The following is a 15,863-nucleotide window of genomic DNA, read 5'->3' as shown; positions in this document are numbered from 1 at the left end:
ATGGCTGATACGTTTGCAGAAAATATCCCGTCTCCTGTCAGTCCGCAGGCACTTTACCCTGTGGTTGCCGGATTTCTGGAAACGGTACTCAACCGGCTGTTGTACAGTGAAAATGTACTGAAACCGGCCCGCGCCCGTCTGACCGGCAAAACACTAACACTCCGGCTGACAGAGCCGGATATGCAGTTCACACTGATCTTCAGTGAAAAACAGCTGGATGTGATTTCCCGCTGGGAAGACCCGGCTGACTGTGTACTGCAAACCCGTTTTCTCACACTGCTGAAACTGAAAGACAAACAACAGCTTTCCGCACTTATCCGGCAGGGTGATGTCATTATTGACGGCGATATGCAGGTCATTCAGCACTTTTCAGCACTGCTGGATATGGCGGAATGGGATCCGGCACATTATCTGGCACCGTATACCGGTGATATTGCCGCGCAGACACTGACACAGATCGCCGTAAAAGGCGGGCAGTTTATCCGTCGTGCGGTATGCCGCCGGCAGGAATATCTGACCGGTGCGGTCACCCGTGAGTGGGCGCTTGCTCCTTCCGCGCTGGAAGCCGCTCATTTCTGTGATGAAGTCGCGGATGCTGCACAAACCGCAGATGAACTTGAGGTGCGCCTCGCCCGTCTGGAAAAAAAAGCAGGAACCGGGTATGAGACCGAGTGAAATAAAACGCCTCTATTTTATCATCCGCACTCTCCTGAATTACGGGCTGGATGAACTGATCCCTAAAAACCGCCTGAGCTGGGCTATCCGCCTCTGGCGACGTTCACTGTTCTGGATGCCGAACAAGCATAAAGATAAAGTACTGGGTGAGCGTCTGCGTCTGGCGCTTCAGGAACTGGGGCCGGTATGGATAAAGTTCGGTCAGATGCTTTCCACCCGCAGGGATCTGTTCCCGCCGGCCATTGCTGACCAACTGGCGCTGTTGCAGGATCGCGTTTCATCATTTGACGGCAATCTGGCAAAGAAAACCATTGAAGATGCTCTGGAAGGGCCGGTGGAAACCTGGTTTGATGATTTTGATATCACACCGCTGGCATCCGCCTCGATTGCTCAGGTTCATACTGCAGTTCTGAAAGAAAACGGACAGGCGGTTGTACTGAAAGTGATCCGTCCGGATATTTTGCCGGTGATCCAGGCTGATATTCATCTGATGTACCGGCTGGCGAACATGGTTCCCCTGTTACCGGACGGCAGACGTCTGCGGCCGAAAGAAGTCGTCCGCGAGTATGAAAAAACATTGCTGGATGAGCTGAATCTGCAACGTGAAGCGGCTAATGCCATTCAGTTGCGCCGTAATTTTGAAAACAGCCCGATGCTCTATGTGCCGGAGGTTTATCCGGATCTCTGCCGTGAAAATGTGCTGATCATGGAGCGTATCTACGGCATTCCGGTTTCTGATATTGCGGCTCTGCATGAGCAGGGCACAAACATGAAGCTGCTGGCCGAGCGTGGCGTGCAGGTCTTCTTCACTCAGGTTTTCCGTGACAGTTTCTTTCATGCGGATATGCATCCGGGTAATATTTTTGTCAGCCGCGAGCATCCGGACGATCCTCAGTATATCGGTATCGACTGCGGTATTGTCGGTTCACTGAATAAAGAAGATAAGCGCTATCTCGCGGAAAACTTTATTGCCTTCTTTAACCGTGATTACCGCAAAGTGGCTGAACTGCATGTGGATTCCGGCTGGGTGCCGCCGGATACCAATGTGGAAGATTTTGAATTTGCTATCCGTACGGTGTGTGAACCGATTTTTGAAAAACCGCTGGCAGAAATCTCTTTCGGTCATGTGTTGCTGAACCTGTTTAATACCGCCCGGCGCTTTAATATGGAAGTTCAGCCTCAGCTGGTTTTATTACAAAAAACTCTGCTGTATGTTGAGGGACTGGGGCGCCAGCTCTATCCGCAGCTGGATCTGTGGAAAACCGCGAAACCATTCCTTGAATCGTGGCTGAAAAGTCAGATTGGTGTGAAAGCCGTGATCCGCAGTATCAAAGAAAAAGCACCGTTCTGGGCGGAAAAACTACCGGAATTACCGGAACTGGTGTATGACAGTCTTAAACAGCAGCGTCGTCTTCAGTCCGGTGTTGAGCGGCTGGCAGAGCAGATGAAACAGCAGCAGGCTGCTCAGCGGAAAGCAAATTTCTCGCTGGGTATCGGCGCGACATTGTTTGTCTGTGCGAGCTTATTCTATCTGGCCGGCGCACCTGTTGCCCCCTGGGTTCTGATGTTTTTTGGTATGCTTACCTGGGTAACAGGATGGTGGCAATCCGGTAAAATGAAGTAAAGGTTGAGTTAAAGCAAGGTTTCAACCTATGTTGTGTATTTCCGTATACGGCTGTGGTTGTATATAATGAAGTAAGTAGGTCCATATCAATTTGAGGTAAAACTAATGGCCGGTATTAATATTTGGCAATTGTTAATTATTGCTGTGATTGTTGTACTCCTGTTCGGAACAAACAAGCTCCGTACCCTGGGATCTGATTTAGGCGCATCCATCAAAGGCTTTAAAAAAGCCATCGGTGATGACGATCAGAACAAAGCAGATACAACAACAGCCGGAAAAGATGCGGATTTTGAACAAAAAAATATCGCAGAAAAGAAAGCTGATTCAGCTGAGCAGCCAGAGAATAAAAACAAAGAGCAGGTATAACCCGTGTTTGACATCGGTTTTGGTGAACTGATCTTAGTATTGGTTATCGGACTTGTGGTTCTGGGACCTGAACGCCTTCCGGTTGCTGTGAAAACAGTAGCCGGCTGGATCCGTGTCATGCGTTCAATGGCTGCCAATGTGCAGAATGAGCTGACCCAGGAACTCAAACTTCAGGAGTTGCAGGATAACCTGAAAAAGATGGAAGAGCAGGCCGGTAAAGCCATTTCACCTGAATTGAAGGCGTCGATGGATGAACTGAAAGAAGCAGCGGATACATTACGCCGCTCTTATCAGGAACCGGTGGATACACTGAAAAAGCAGCTCGACCCGGAAGCGCTGGCTGACCAGGAACTTGACATCCCGTCCGCCCGTCCGGCATCAGCCGGCTCTCCGGCGGCGGAAAATCCGGCTCCGGCAGCACCATCCCCGGTTGTTGCAGAAGAAATCCCGGCCCGGCCATCACCGGGAATCAGTGACACAGAACCTGTACCGTCACCGGTAACTGCTGCTGCGTCAGATTCACAGAAACATTAATAGATTACGGTAAAAGTACGTTATGGCTGTTGAAGACACGCAACCGCTGATCACTCATTTAATCGAATTACGAAAACGCATTCTCAACAGCCTGATTGCAGTCTTTGTTGTGTTTGTTGCGCTGGCGTATTTCTCAAATGATATCTATCAGCTGGTATCCTCGCCGCTGGTGAGCAAACTGCCGCAGGGCTCGAACATGATCGCAACGGATGTTGCATCACCGTTCCTGGCACCGATCAAGCTGACCATTATGGTCTCCATTTTTATTTCGGCACCGTATATCCTGTATCAAGTCTGGGCTTTTATTGCACCGGCGCTGTATAAGCATGAACGCCGGTTATTAATGCCGCTGCTGTTTTTCAGCACTGTGCTGTTTTATATGGGGATGGCATTTGCGTATTTTGTTGTCTTCCCGCTGGCGTTCGGGTTCTTTACCTCGACAGCACCGCAGGATGTGGTTATTGCGACAGATATTAATAACTATCTCAGCTTTGTCATGGCGCTGTTTATGGCGTTTGGTATCTCCTTCGAGGTGCCGATTGCCATTATTCTGTTGTGCTGGAGCGGTGCGACGACCGTTGCCTCACTGAAGCAGAAACGGCCGTATATTCTGGTCGGGGCTTTTGTGGTGGGGATGCTGCTGACACCACCGGACGTGTTCTCGCAGACGCTGCTGGCTATCCCGATGTATCTGTTGTTTGAAATCGGTGTGTTCTTTGCCCGTTTCTATGTACCGCGCAGTAAAGCACAACCGCAGGATGAAGAAGCCGAAGAGTAATGCGATACTGCTTCAGGTAAAAACCGCCTTAATAACAGGGCGGTTTTTTGTTTCCGGGTGACGGAGATACTCAGAGTTTCCGGATAAAGCTGGTGTTATCCACTTTTTTGGTCAGCTCTTTACTGATCAGCGTCAGCAGCAGCACGGAGCGGGTGTCGCCGTCCGGCTCCTGATAAATCGCTTCCAGACCTTTAAACATCCCTTCAGTGATTTCCACAATATCTCCGGGCTGCGGAACATTTTGCTCTGACAGGCTGACACATTCGGCATTTTTCAGCTCTTCAATCAATGATGCGGGAACAACGGCAGGCAGTGGTCCGAAACGGACGAAATGATTGACGCCGCGCGTTGAGTTAATCGTGGTTGTATGAATAGTCTCGGGATCAAAAGAAATAAACAGGTAATTCGGGAACAGGGGCTCATTGACCGTCACACGTTTGCCGCGAACCACTTTTTCAATATTCGCCATCGGTGTCAGGCATTCCACCTGCTGCCGCTGCAAATGTTCCATTGCCCGCGGAAGTTGTCCGCGTTTGCAGTACAATAAATACCAATCCTTCATTACGCTATCCAACACAAACGGGGCTTATATAAACCCTGATAATAACAAATTTGTTTTACTATGAGTGCAACAAATGGCGATTTAAGACAAATGAGTGTGAATTCAGTCCCTTAATTGAGTTGCTTTTTACCGTAGAATGATGTCATTTAATGAGTTATAAACTAATTATCATATTTATAATGACAGAATAATAAGGGCAATGTCGATGGACATTTTTTTACTCAGTAACGGCAAACTTTCCGGTAACCCGCAATGGCTCAGCTATGCACAGGATCGCATCCGGACAATGATAAAAACCCGCGGGATCCGCTCTGCAGTGCTGATTGCATATGCCGTTATCCGTGCTGATCACGACCAGCGTGCCAGTGAACTTTCCGAAGCGCTGGGCATTGATGTTACCTGCATCGAACATTTTGATTCCCCGGTTCAGGCTGTCGAAAATGCGGAATGTATTCTTGTCAGCGGCGGAAATACCTGGCTGCTGAATCAGTTACTGCATGAAAATGGCCTGGTTGTGCCAATCCAGCGCGCGGTTCGTGAACGGAATATTCCGTATATCGGCTGGAGTGCCGGGTGTAACGTTGCCACGCCGAGCATCCGGACCACCAATGATATGCCGGTACGTAACTGTGTGGTGATGCCGTCTCTGGGGCTGTTTCCTGTTCAGATTAACCCTCACTATATTGACGCGGTCATCAGCGGCCATATGGGTGAAACCCGTGATGAGCGGATTGCGGAATTCTGTGCCATCAATCCGGATGAGATTGTTGTGGCGCTGCGTGAAGGCAGTGGCTTTCATATCACCGGAAATGAGCTGCACTACTTCAGCGGCAAAAATGAAGGATTCAAACTCTTTCAGCACAACAAAATATTCCCGGAACAATTTGATACCAGCGCCCTGGCAGACCGGGTTCCGTTCCGCTGCTGCTGATCCCTGTACTTGTAACAGTGGGCGGGATTCCTATAATGGAGTCCCTTCCACCTGCTGACAGATTAATAACATAATGAAATATCGGGACCTGAGAGATTTTCTCACCATTCTGGAAAGTCAGGGCGAGCTTAAACGGATCAAAACTGAAGTCGATCCTTACCTCGAAATGACGGAAATTGCTGATCGCACACTGCGTGCTGGCGGCCCTGCATTGCTGTTTGAAAATCCGAAAGGTTATTCAATGCCGGTGCTCTGTAATCTGTTCGGCACAACCAAACGGGTTGCGATGGGAATGGGGCAGGAGGATGTCAAAGCACTGCATGATGTCGGTAAACTGCTGGCTTTCCTGAAAGAACCGGATCCGCCGAAAGGGTTCCGTGATCTTATCGATAAGCTGCCGAAGTTTAAGCAGGTTCTCAATATGCCGACCAAACGGCTGAGCTCCGCGCCGTGTCAGACGCATGTTTTCACCGGCGATGACGTGGATCTGACAAAAATCCCGGTTATGCACTGCTGGCCGGATGATGCGGCACCGCTGATTACCTGGGGACTGACCGTCACCCGGGGGCCGTTTAAAGATCGCCAGAATTTAGGTATTTACCGCCAGCAGGTTCTGGGGAAAAACAAACTGATTATGCGCTGGTTATCGCATCGCGGTGGTGCACTCGATTTTCAGGAATGGTGTCAGGCACATCCGGGGGAACGTTTTCCGGTTGCAGTGGCTCTGGGCGCTGATCCTGCGACAATTCTCGGTGCGGTGACGCCGGTTCCGGATACCTTGTCCGAATACGCCTTTGCCGGATTACTGCGTGGTAATAAGTCAGAGGTGGTGAAATGCATCTCTAATGACCTGGAAGTTCCTGCCGGTGCTGAAATTATCCTTGAAGGGTATATTGAACCGGGCGAAACCGCACCGGAAGGGCCGTACGGGGACCATACCGGTTATTATAATGAAGTGGATGATTTCCCTGTCTTTACGGTCACACATATTACCCAGCGTGATGAACCTATCTATCATTCAACCTATACCGGCCGTCCGCCGGATGAACCGGCAACACTGGGTGTGGCACTGAATGAAGTGCTGGTGCCGATTCTGCAGAAACAGTTCCCTGAAATTGTAGACTTTTATCTGCCGCCGGAAGGGTGTTCATACCGTCTGGCCGTTGTCACCATGAAAAAGCAGTATGCGGGACATGCAAAGCGGGTCATGATGGGAGTCTGGTCGTATTTACGGCAATTTATGTACACTAAATTTGTCATTGTCTGCGATGATGATATCAATGCCCGTGACTGGAATGATGTAATCTGGGCGATCACCACCCGGATGGATCCGGCCCGGGACACTGTCATGATGGAAAATACCCCGATTGACTATCTCGACTTTGCATCTCCGGTATCGGGGCTGGGGTCGAAGATGGGGCTGGATGCAACAAATAAATGGCCCGGCGAAACCTCGCGCGAATGGGGCAAACCGATTGTTATGACCGATGAAGTCAGACAGCGTGTTGACGCCATATGGGACGAATTAAATATTCTCGATAATTGAGGGAGCACATGGCAACGTTAAACTGCAAAGTTACCTCTGTTGAATCTATAACGGATACGGTATACCGCATAAAATTATTACCGGATGGTGATTTTTCATTCAAAGCCGGACAATACCTGATGGTGGTGATGGATGAACGGGATAAGCGCCCGTTCTCAATGGCATCCGCGCCGTCTTCCCGGCAGGAAATTGAGCTGCACATCGGAGCATCCGAATTTAATCTTTATGCGATGGCGGTGATGGACCGGATCCTGGATAACCGCCGGGTGACCATTGATATCCCGCACGGCAACGCCTGGTTCCGGGAAAACAGTGACGCACCGATGCTCCTGATTGCCGGAGGAACCGGTTTTTCTTACACCCGTTCTGTTCTGCTGGCGGCACTGGAAGAAAATCAGCAGCGTGATATCACGTTTTACTGGGGTGCCAGAGAGCATGTTTATCTCTATGACCTCGGTGAATTGCAGGCTCTCGCCGAAACACACCCGAACCTGAAAATTATCCCTGTTGTTGAACAGCCGGATGATACCTGGCGCGGGCGCACCGGTACTGTGCTCAGTGCGGTTCTGGATGATTTTGGTTCATTGGCCGGAAAAGATATCTATATTGCCGGTCGTTTTGAAATGGCCAAAATTGCCCGTGAACGTTTCTGCCAGGAGCGCGGTGCTGATGCCGGCCGCCTGTTTGGTGATGCATTCGAGTTTATTTAAAGAAAATCCCGCCCCCTGACGGCGGGAGTCTGCTGATAACAGGTCAGCTAAACAGTTAAAGCAGTATCAGCGACGTATTGTGCCGTGTGATGAAGCAGAAAACGTCGCTGTTATTTGTAATGTTCTCAGTGATCAGCCGCGGACACGTTCAATCACGGTTGCTATCCCCTGACCGAAACCAATACACATCGTTGCCAGACCGAACTGCGCATCCCGCTGTTCCATGACCGTCAGCAATGAATTGATGATCCGGGTACCGGAACAGCCGAGCGGATGCCCGAGTGCAATCGCGCCGCCATGCAGATTCACTTTGTCATCATAACAGTCAGATAATCCCATACCTTTCAGGCAGGCCAGTGCTTGTGCCGCGAATGCTTCGTTCAGTTCGATAACATCAATATCAGCCAGTATCAGCCCGGCTTTTTTCAGAACTGCCTGTGTTGCCTGTACCGGTCCGTATCCCATCAGTGCCGGTTCACAGCCGGTAACACTCATCGCCCGAATCACCGCCCGCGGAGATAAACCATACTCACGCGCATAGTGCTCCCCGGCCAGCAGAGTTACGGATGCACCATCTGAAATTGCTGAGGAATTACCAGCGGTGACTGTACCGCTGACAGGATCAAATACCGGACGTAATGCCGCAAGTTCAGCAAGACTGCCGTTATCGCGTACGGTTTCATCCCGGGTGGCAATGACAGGTACCCCGGCCTGGTTATGTCCCTGAACCGGATGGATTTCACGGCTGAATCTGTTATCACGGAATGCCTGTGCGGCCCGCTGATGTGAACGCAGGGCAAATTCATCCTGTGACTCGCGGCTGACAGAAAACTGCCGCGCCAGTGCTTCGGCTGTCAGCCCCATCATGCCGGACGCTTTGGCCGTGTGCAGTGCGGCAGCCGGATTGATATCGATGCCGTGTGTCATCGGGATATGACCCATATGTTCAACGCCCCCTGCAAGTGCCAGTTTACCGTCTCCGGTCTGAATCAGGCGGGCGGAATCATGCAGGGCCTGCATTGATGAACCGCACAGGCGGTTCACAGTGACGGCTGGCACAGTGTGCGGGATCTCTGTCAGCAGGGCGGCATGACGGGCCATGTTAAACCCCTGTTCGCCGGTCTGCTGCACACACCCCCAGATAATGTCATCAATATCAGCTGCATTGATATTGTTACGCTTTATCACTGCGCTCATCACTTCTGCTGAGAGTGTGTCCGCACGGACATGCCGGAATACACCGTTCTTTGAGCGTCCCATTGAGGTGCGGAGACCATCAATTATCATGACTTTTTCCATATAAACCTCACTGTGCAGTAACAGGGTGACTATCCGGTTGCGGATAATAAGGAGTGTTATTAACAGCATGTGCCCGCAGACTGTCAGGAATGGTATAAAGCGGACCAAGTGCGCTGTATTGCTCTGCTTTTTCACAGAAAGCACGGGTGCCGGTATCGTCCAGATAGCGGAATATACCGCCCCGGAATGGCGGAAAGCCAAGGCCGTAGACCAGTGCCAGGTCTGCTTCTGCCGGGCTGCTGATAATGCCTTCCTCGTAGCAGCGGATAACTTCATTCACCATCGGAATCATCAGGCGGTCGATAATTTCGTCTGCAGTAAAATCACGGGGTGTGCGTCCCAGTGGTGCAAGCACTTCTTCGAGCTTTTCATCGGGCTGTTTCTGCAGGCGGCCTTTGCCGTCATCAGTATGTCGGTAAAACCCGAGACGGCTTTTTTGCCCCAGTCGTTTCAGCCCGGCAAACAGACTGATGACATTGTGCTCTTCGACGACCATCCGTCCCGGATAGCCCTCAGCCATCACATGCTGTACATGATTAGCAGTATCCAGTCCGACAACATCGAGCAACAGCGCCGGTCCCATCGGCCAGCCGAATTCCTGTTCCATCACGCGGTCAACTGTTTTAATATCCGCTCCGCCGGAGACCAGCAGAGAAAAGGCGTTCAGATACGGAAACAGTACCCGGTTGATAAAGAATCCCGGACAATCTCCCACCACAACCGGTGTTTTTCCCATTTTGTGGGCGTAGTGCACCACAGCGGCGATTGTGTCGTCTGAGGTTTTCTCCCCCCGGATCACTTCAACCAGCGGCATTTTAGGTACGGGATTGAAAAAATGCATTCCGCAAAAATTGTGCGGGCGTTTCAGCGCCTGAGCCAGTTCACTGACAGGGATCGAAGAAGTGTTTGATGTCAGAATGCAGTGTTCACTGACCTGTTGTTCAATATCTGCCAGCACTTTTTGTTTGATGGCTTTGTTCTCAACAACCGCTTCAACCACAATATCGCAGTCACTGAGTTCATTATCATGACGGACAGGGTGGATAGCGGCGCGTATTCCGGCGGCCTGAACCACGGTCATTTTTCCTGACTGACACTGTTTTTCCAGCAATTTTACGGCTTCATCAATACCGGCCTGTAATGCGGCGGGCTGAATATCTTTCAGATATACCGGAATACCGCTGTAAGCTGACTGGTAAGCAATACCGCCACCCATAATACCGGCACCGATAACAGCGGCCTGTTCCGGTGCATCACGTAAGGCTGTCTGCCGGCGGGTGAGGCCTTTAACATATTGCTCATTCAGGAAAAGTGAAACCAGAGCCCCGGCGGTGAGTGTCCGGGTCAGTGGTACAAAATGAGCGGTTTCGCAGCGCAGTGCCTCATCGCGCGGGAGTTCCGCTCCGGCTTCAATTCCGTTTACTGCCGCCATCGGCGCCGGGTAATGTTTTCCTGCCTTTTGCCGGACAAGGGCTTTGGCTGTGATAAGGCTCATCTGTAATTCTGCAGGGTGCAGCTGTAACGCCGCTTTTTTCTGCTGCCGTCGTGCCTGCCAGTTAATCCGGCCACTGATCGCCTGTTCCAGCAGTATCAGTGAGCCGTTAATCAATTCATCATCCTGCACAATGCCGTCAGTCAGGCCGAGTTTCAGCGCTTCACCGGCAGTCACAATTTTCCCCTGTGTGATAAGTTCAAGGGCATTGTCGCAACCAATCAGGCGGGGCAGACGGACTGAGCCACCGAAGCCCGGCATTATCCCGAGTTTGGTTTCCGGCAGGCCGATACGCAGATCGTCAGTGGCGAGGCGGTAGTCTGTTGTCAGTGCGCACTCGCACCCACCGCCGAGTGTGAATTTCCGCAGTGCGGCAACAGTGGGTACCGGCAGATCTTCAATCCGGTTAAACAACCGGTTGGCGAAATTCAGCCACCTGGTCAACTGTTCCGCCGGTGCATTAAACAGAGTCAGAAATTCGGTAATATCCGCCCCCAGAATAAAGCTCTCTTTGGCGGAGGTAATAATCAGGCCTTTCAGCTGTGGTATTTTTTCAAGGCAGACAACGGCTTCATCCAGTGAGGCAATTGTCCGGGTATCCAGTTTGTTTATCGCTCCCTGCGCATCAAAAACAAGTTTTGCAATTCCTTCTTTTTCCCAACTGACCTTAATTGATTCACTGTGATAAAGCATACGGTTCTCCTTAAATATTGCATCGCTCCGGTAAAGGATGAGAACACCATGTGGTATGACCAGATGAAGTAATTGTGATTTTTTTGTTAACGAAAGCAAATGAAATGATGATTTTTTGCGCTGAAGATCACGCAAAATGTCTCAATATGCAGAAACAGAAAAGAAAAACGTCGTGACGCGCCGAAGATTCCCGGTAAATAACCGGGGATGACATAGCCTGCCATATCCATAATTGCGGAGATCATGCTAAGCTTTTGTCACTATCATAATGAAAAAAGGTCAATTCCCATGGAAAAAATGGCATTCCTCTACCGTGAGCACATCGCAACATTATTACAGCGGACCCGAGATATTCTTGCGCGCGAGAAACTGGATTCGTTACTGATCCACTCCGGTGAACCGATACGCATTTTTCTCGATGATCGTGATTATCCCTTTAAAAGTAACGTGCATTTTAAAGCATGGGTGCCGGTAACTGATGTACCGCATTGCTGGCTGTGGACTGACGGCGTGAACAAACCGAAATTATGGTTCTATTCCCCGGTTGATTACTGGCACAGTGTTGAGGCGTTACCTTCTTCTTACTGGACAAACGATGTTGAGGTTATTCATCTGAAGAATGCCGGTGACATTGCTTCCATGCTGGCATCACAGGATAAAACCCGCACTGCGTATATCGGGCCGAATACCGATCGCGCCGCAGCGCTGGGGATCAGCAGCAATCATATTAACCCGAAAGCGGTGCTGGATTTCTTTGCGTTTCATCGTTCATATAAAACAGATTATGAACTGGCCTGCATGCGTGAAGCACAAAAAATGGCGGTTAACGGGCATCTTGCCGCACATGAGGCTTTTTTATCCGGCCTGAGTGAATTCGATATCAATATGGCGTACCTGATGGCAACCGGTCATCGTGATACTGATGTGCCTTATGACAACATTGTTGCTATTAATGAAAACGCCGCTGTTCTGCACTACACCAAACTGAATAAAAACGCACCGCATACACGGCACAGCTTCCTGATCGATGCCGGTGCGGAATTCAATGGTTATGCCGCAGATTTAACCCGGACGTATGCTGCTGATGCTGACAGCGATTTCGCACAGCTGGTCTCTGATCTGAATGATGAACAGCAGTCACTGATCAGTAATATTAAAGCCGGGGTCCGCTATACCGATTACCATATTCAGATGCATCACCGCATCGCGAAACTGCTGAAAAAACATAAAATAATCACCGGAATGTCTGAGGAAGCGATGGTCAGTGAAGGGGTAACCACACCGTTCCTGCCGCATGGGCTTGGCCATCCGCTGGGTCTTCAGGTTCATGATGCTGCCGGGTTTATGCAGGATGATCAGGGTGAGCATCTGGCAGCACCGGCAATGTATCCGTTCCTGCGCTGCACCCGTATTCTGGAGCCGCGTATGGTGCTGACCATCGAGCCGGGGCTGTATTTTATTGAGTCTCTGCTGGCACCGTGGCGTGAAGGTAAATTCAGTCAGTACTTTGACTGGAAACGTATTGAACAGTTTAAACCTTGTGGCGGTATCCGTATTGAGGATAACATTATTATCCATGACAACAGTGTGGAAAATATGACGCGGGATCTGAATCTGCCGTAATGAAATCGTACCTTATACCGGCTGAGCCGGTTATGTTTACTGAAGAGATAAAAAAAAGCCGTTTCATCACCCTGTTGCAGCATACGGACGGGGTGGATGAAGCAAAGCAATTTATTCAGTCTGTCAAAGATGAATATCCCGATGCCCGGCACCATTGCTGGGCATTTGTTGCGGGGCGTCCGGATGATTCTCAGCAACTGGGATTTTCTGATGACGGTGAGCCGACCGGAACAGCAGGTAAACCGATGATTGCACCGCTGCTCGGCAGCGGAATCGGGGAAATTACGGCGGTGGTTGTCCGCTATTTCGGCGGAATAAAATTAGGCACCGGCGGGCTGGTTCGTGCATACGGCAGCGGGGTTCAGCAGGCACTGAAACTGCTGGTGACGAAAACCAAAATCCCGCAGGTGATCTGTGAAATAACCTGTGATTACAGCTTTATCAGCCAGGCAGAATTAGTGGTCCGGCAGGTGGATGGTACGATAATCAACAGTGATTTCGGTGCGGATGTGACGTTGCGTATTTCGATTCCTGCTACCTTACTGAGTGAGGTTAGTGATAAATTACGTGACCTGAGCCGGGGGATGTTTGAGCTTAAATGCCCTGATGACACCACCGGAAACTGATTTCTGAGGACTCTGCTGCAATGCATTTTCGCGCCATAACCCGTATTGTCGGGTTACTTGTCATTATTTTTTCTGTCACCATGATCATTCCCGGGATTGTGGCGCTTATCTATAAAGACGGTGCAGGTAAAGCATTCAGTCAGACATTCCTGGCAGCACTGATTATCGGCATGCTGCTCTGGATACCGAACCGCAATAAAAAAAGTGAGTTAAAACCGAAAGAAGGTTTTCTGATTGTGGTGCTGTTCTGGACAGTGCTGGGCAGTGTCGGGGCATTACCTTTTATTTTTTCTGAGCGCCCGAACCTGTCGGTGACAGATGCGTTTTTTGAATCATTCTCCGGGTTAACCACAACGGGTGCCACCACACTGGTCGGGCTGGATACGCTGCCCAAAGCGATTTTATTTTACCGGCAGATGTTGCAGTGGCTGGGTGGGATGGGGATCATTGTATTAGCCGTCGCTATCCTGCCGCTGCTGGGTGTCGGGGGTATGCAGCTGTACCGGGCGGAAATGCCGGGGCCGCTGAAAGATAATAAAATGCGCCCGAGGATTGCGGAAACAGCAAAAACCCTCTGGCTGATTTATGTGTTCCTCACCATCGTCTGTGCAATTGCTCTCTGGTTTGCGGGGATGGATGTTTTTGATGCGATATCCCACAGCTTTTCCACTATCGCTATCGGCGGGTTTTCCACTCATGATGCCAGTATCGGTTACTTTAACAGTCCGGCAATTAACACCATCATTGCCATTTTCCTGCTGATCTCGGGCTGTAACTATGGCCTGCACTTTGCAGTACTGACCGGACGCAGCCTGGGTGTCTACTGGCGTGATCTGGAATTCAGGATGTTTATTTCCCTCCAGCTTGTGCTGGTCGTGATCTGTGCGTTGGTTTTGTGGAAGTTTGATGTCTATGCTACGGAGGGACAAACTCTCAACCAGGCATTTTTCCAGGTTGTCTCGATGGCGACAACTGCGGGGTTCTCCACTGACAGTTTCTATAAATGGCCGCTGTTTCTGCCGATGCTGCTGCTGTGTGCGGCATTTGTCGGCGGATGTGCGGGGTCAACCGGCGGTGGTCTGAAGGTTATCCGCATTATGCTGCTGTTCCTTCAGGGCGCGCGTGAACTGAAACGCCTTGTGCATCCGAATGCGGTTTACACCATCAAGCTGGGCCGCAGGGCATTACCGGAACGAATCATCGAAGCTGTCTGGGGATTCTTCTCCGCCTATGCACTGGTCTTTGTGGTCAGTATGCTGTTACTGATAGCGACAGGTGTTGATGAATTTTCCGCTTTCTCTGCGATAGCCACCACACTGAATAACCTGGGGCCGGGGCTGGGAACGCTGGGGGAGAACTTTACAACCCTGAATCCGGGCGGGAAATGGATCCTTGTCGTGACGATGTTATTTGGTCGTCTGGAAGTCTTTACTTTGCTGGTATTGCTGACGCCGACGTTCTGGCGTGATTAACGGAGTGTTTCATGTCGTACTTGTTGCTTTATTCCGGCCATGACGGGCAGACAAAAAAAATCATTACTGAAATTGCCCTGCATTTACGAAAAGCAGGGGCGGAGTGTGATGTCCGCTCTTTGCAGGATAATCAGCCGCTGAACCTGGCACCGTATGAGAAGGTGCTGGTGGGGGCATCTATCCGCTACGGTCACTTTAACCGGGCGCTGGATAAATTCGCGAAGTTGCACGCAGTGCAGCTGAATCAGATGAAAACAGCATTCTTTGGTGTGAACCTGACTGCCCGCAAACCGGAAAAACGGACACCAGAGACAAATGTGTATGTCCGGAAATTTCTGGCCGCGACACCCTGGAAGCCGACCGCCTGTACTGTATTCGCCGGGGCATTGCTGTATCCGCGTTACGGTTGGTTTGACCGGATGATGATCCGTCTGATTATGAAGATGACAAAGGGTGAGACAGATACCACCAAAGAAGTGGAATACACGGATTGGCAACAGGTTGAGGCATTTGCTGCAGAGTTTGTTCAGATTTAAAGCGGAATACCGGTATTTTGCCGGATAAAACACCGTTGTGGTGAAAAAATTGGCAAACAGAAAAAAAGTTGAAATAAACACTTGCGTGATCTCAGCGAGTGTCTATAATGCGCCCTCACTGACACGGAACAACACGCTGAGAAGCGCGCCGGCAGTAGAGGAAAGCGAAAAAAGTTGAAAAACAACGCTTGACTCAAAGGGGCTGGAAACGTAATATACGCAGCCTCGCAACAACGCAGAAGACCGGCAACGGCAGCGAATGTTGCAACTGCTCTTTAACAATTTATCAGACAATCTGTGTGGGCACTCGCAGGACATATCACAAAAAATATATTTTTGAGAAGTCTTGAAGAGTGACCAATACAGCAGCTTAGCAATAAGCAGCAGTAAACAGTT

15 protein-coding genes are annotated in these 15,863 nt (G+C 50.3%); 12 read left to right on the top strand and 3 right to left on the bottom strand.

Features of this window, described 5'->3' with window-relative positions:
• The 5 genes from ACSBQN_RS18435 to tatC all read left to right on the top strand — a co-directional run bounded on the left by ACSBQN_RS18435 (position 1) and on the right by tatC (position 3,977).
• On the top strand, positions 1-675 hold the full coding sequence (locus ACSBQN_RS18435; RefSeq protein WP_024475179.1) for a ubiquinone biosynthesis accessory factor UbiJ: 675 nt from the start codon (positions 1-3) through the stop codon (positions 673-675).
• On the top strand, positions 662-2,299 hold the full coding sequence (gene ubiB / locus ACSBQN_RS18430; protein WP_036409826.1) for a ubiquinone biosynthesis regulatory protein kinase UbiB: 1,638 nt from the start codon (positions 662-664) through the stop codon (positions 2,297-2,299). The genes ACSBQN_RS18435 and ubiB overlap by 14 nt, the downstream gene beginning before the upstream one ends.
• Before the next feature lie 105 nt (positions 2,300-2,404).
• Positions 2,405-2,665: a Sec-independent protein translocase subunit TatA gene (gene tatA / locus ACSBQN_RS18425; protein ID WP_024475177.1), complete on the top strand. Its 261-nt coding sequence runs from the start codon at positions 2,405-2,407 to the stop codon at positions 2,663-2,665.
• A 3-nt stretch (positions 2,666-2,668) separates the two neighbouring features.
• Positions 2,669-3,199: a Sec-independent protein translocase protein TatB gene (gene tatB, locus ACSBQN_RS18420; RefSeq protein ID WP_036409821.1), complete on the top strand. Its 531-nt coding sequence runs from the start codon at positions 2,669-2,671 to the stop codon at positions 3,197-3,199.
• A 22-nt stretch (positions 3,200-3,221) separates the two neighbouring features.
• A complete protein-coding gene (gene tatC / locus ACSBQN_RS18415) occupies positions 3,222-3,977 on the top strand; it encodes a Sec-independent protein translocase subunit TatC (RefSeq protein ID WP_004238228.1) in 756 nt (251 codons plus the stop codon).
• A 70-nt stretch (positions 3,978-4,047) separates the two neighbouring features.
• Here the strand turns inward: tatC and rfaH are convergent, their stop codons facing one another.
• Complete coding sequence (gene rfaH, locus ACSBQN_RS18410; RefSeq protein WP_015422426.1) at positions 4,048-4,539, bottom strand: transcription/translation regulatory transformer protein RfaH; 492 nt, start codon at positions 4,537-4,539, stop codon at positions 4,048-4,050.
• A 205-nt stretch (positions 4,540-4,744) separates the two neighbouring features.
• On the opposite strand from rfaH, the gene pepE reads away from it, so the two are divergent.
• From pepE to fre, 3 genes are all read left to right on the top strand, one after another.
• Positions 4,745-5,470, top strand: coding sequence for a dipeptidase PepE (gene pepE, locus ACSBQN_RS18405; protein ID WP_036409819.1), 726 nt, complete (start codon positions 4,745-4,747; stop codon positions 5,468-5,470).
• Positions 5,471-5,543: 73 nt separating this feature from the next.
• A complete protein-coding gene (ubiD, locus tag ACSBQN_RS18400; RefSeq protein WP_004241575.1) occupies positions 5,544-7,016 on the top strand; it encodes a 4-hydroxy-3-polyprenylbenzoate decarboxylase in 1,473 nt (490 codons plus the stop codon).
• Positions 7,017-7,024: 8 nt separating this feature from the next.
• Positions 7,025-7,726 carry an NAD(P)H-flavin reductase gene (gene fre, locus ACSBQN_RS18395; protein WP_220730766.1) on the top strand — a complete coding sequence of 234 codons (702 nt, stop codon included), beginning with the start codon at positions 7,025-7,027 and terminating at the stop codon, positions 7,724-7,726.
• A gap of 132 nt (positions 7,727-7,858) precedes the next feature.
• Here fre and fadA read toward each other — a convergent pair whose 3' ends face one another.
• Both fadA and fadB read right to left on the bottom strand, forming a co-directional pair.
• The gene (fadA, locus tag ACSBQN_RS18390; RefSeq protein WP_354632972.1) at positions 7,859-9,025 is read right to left on the bottom strand and encodes an acetyl-CoA C-acyltransferase FadA; all 1,167 of its coding nucleotides are present in this window, start codon (positions 9,023-9,025) and stop codon (positions 7,859-7,861) included.
• Between the two features lie 7 nt (positions 9,026-9,032).
• Positions 9,033-11,210 (bottom strand): fatty acid oxidation complex subunit alpha FadB, encoded by a 2,178-nt coding sequence (gene fadB / locus ACSBQN_RS18385; protein WP_354632970.1) that lies wholly within the window; start codon positions 11,208-11,210, stop codon positions 9,033-9,035.
• A 288-nt stretch (positions 11,211-11,498) separates the two neighbouring features.
• On the opposite strand from fadB, the gene pepQ reads away from it, so the two are divergent.
• From pepQ to hemG, 4 genes are read left to right on the top strand one after another with little or no spacing between them, the layout of a single operon-like run.
• Positions 11,499-12,833 (top strand): Xaa-Pro dipeptidase, encoded by a 1,335-nt coding sequence (pepQ, locus tag ACSBQN_RS18380; RefSeq protein ID WP_024475170.1) that lies wholly within the window; start codon positions 11,499-11,501, stop codon positions 12,831-12,833.
• Entirely contained in the window at positions 12,833-13,459 is a 627-nt protein-coding gene (locus tag ACSBQN_RS18375) for an IMPACT family protein (protein WP_024475169.1), read from the top strand. Before pepQ ends, ACSBQN_RS18375 begins: the two co-directional genes overlap by 1 nt.
• A gap of 20 nt (positions 13,460-13,479) precedes the next feature.
• Entirely contained in the window at positions 13,480-14,931 is a 1,452-nt protein-coding gene (gene trkH, locus ACSBQN_RS18370; RefSeq protein ID WP_024475168.1) for a Trk system potassium transporter TrkH, read from the top strand.
• Positions 14,932-14,942: 11 nt separating this feature from the next.
• A complete protein-coding gene (hemG, locus tag ACSBQN_RS18365; protein ID WP_015422429.1) occupies positions 14,943-15,467 on the top strand; it encodes a menaquinone-dependent protoporphyrinogen IX dehydrogenase in 525 nt (174 codons plus the stop codon).
• Positions 15,468-15,863: the final 396 nt, after the last annotated feature.

The sequence above is a fragment of the Morganella sp. B601 genome, assembly GCF_051172335.1.
Taxonomy (GTDB): Bacteria; Pseudomonadota; Gammaproteobacteria; order Enterobacterales; family Enterobacteriaceae; genus Morganella; species Morganella morganii.
The sequence above is the reverse complement of the archived record's forward strand: the minus strand, read 5'-3'. Positions and strand labels throughout refer to the sequence as shown.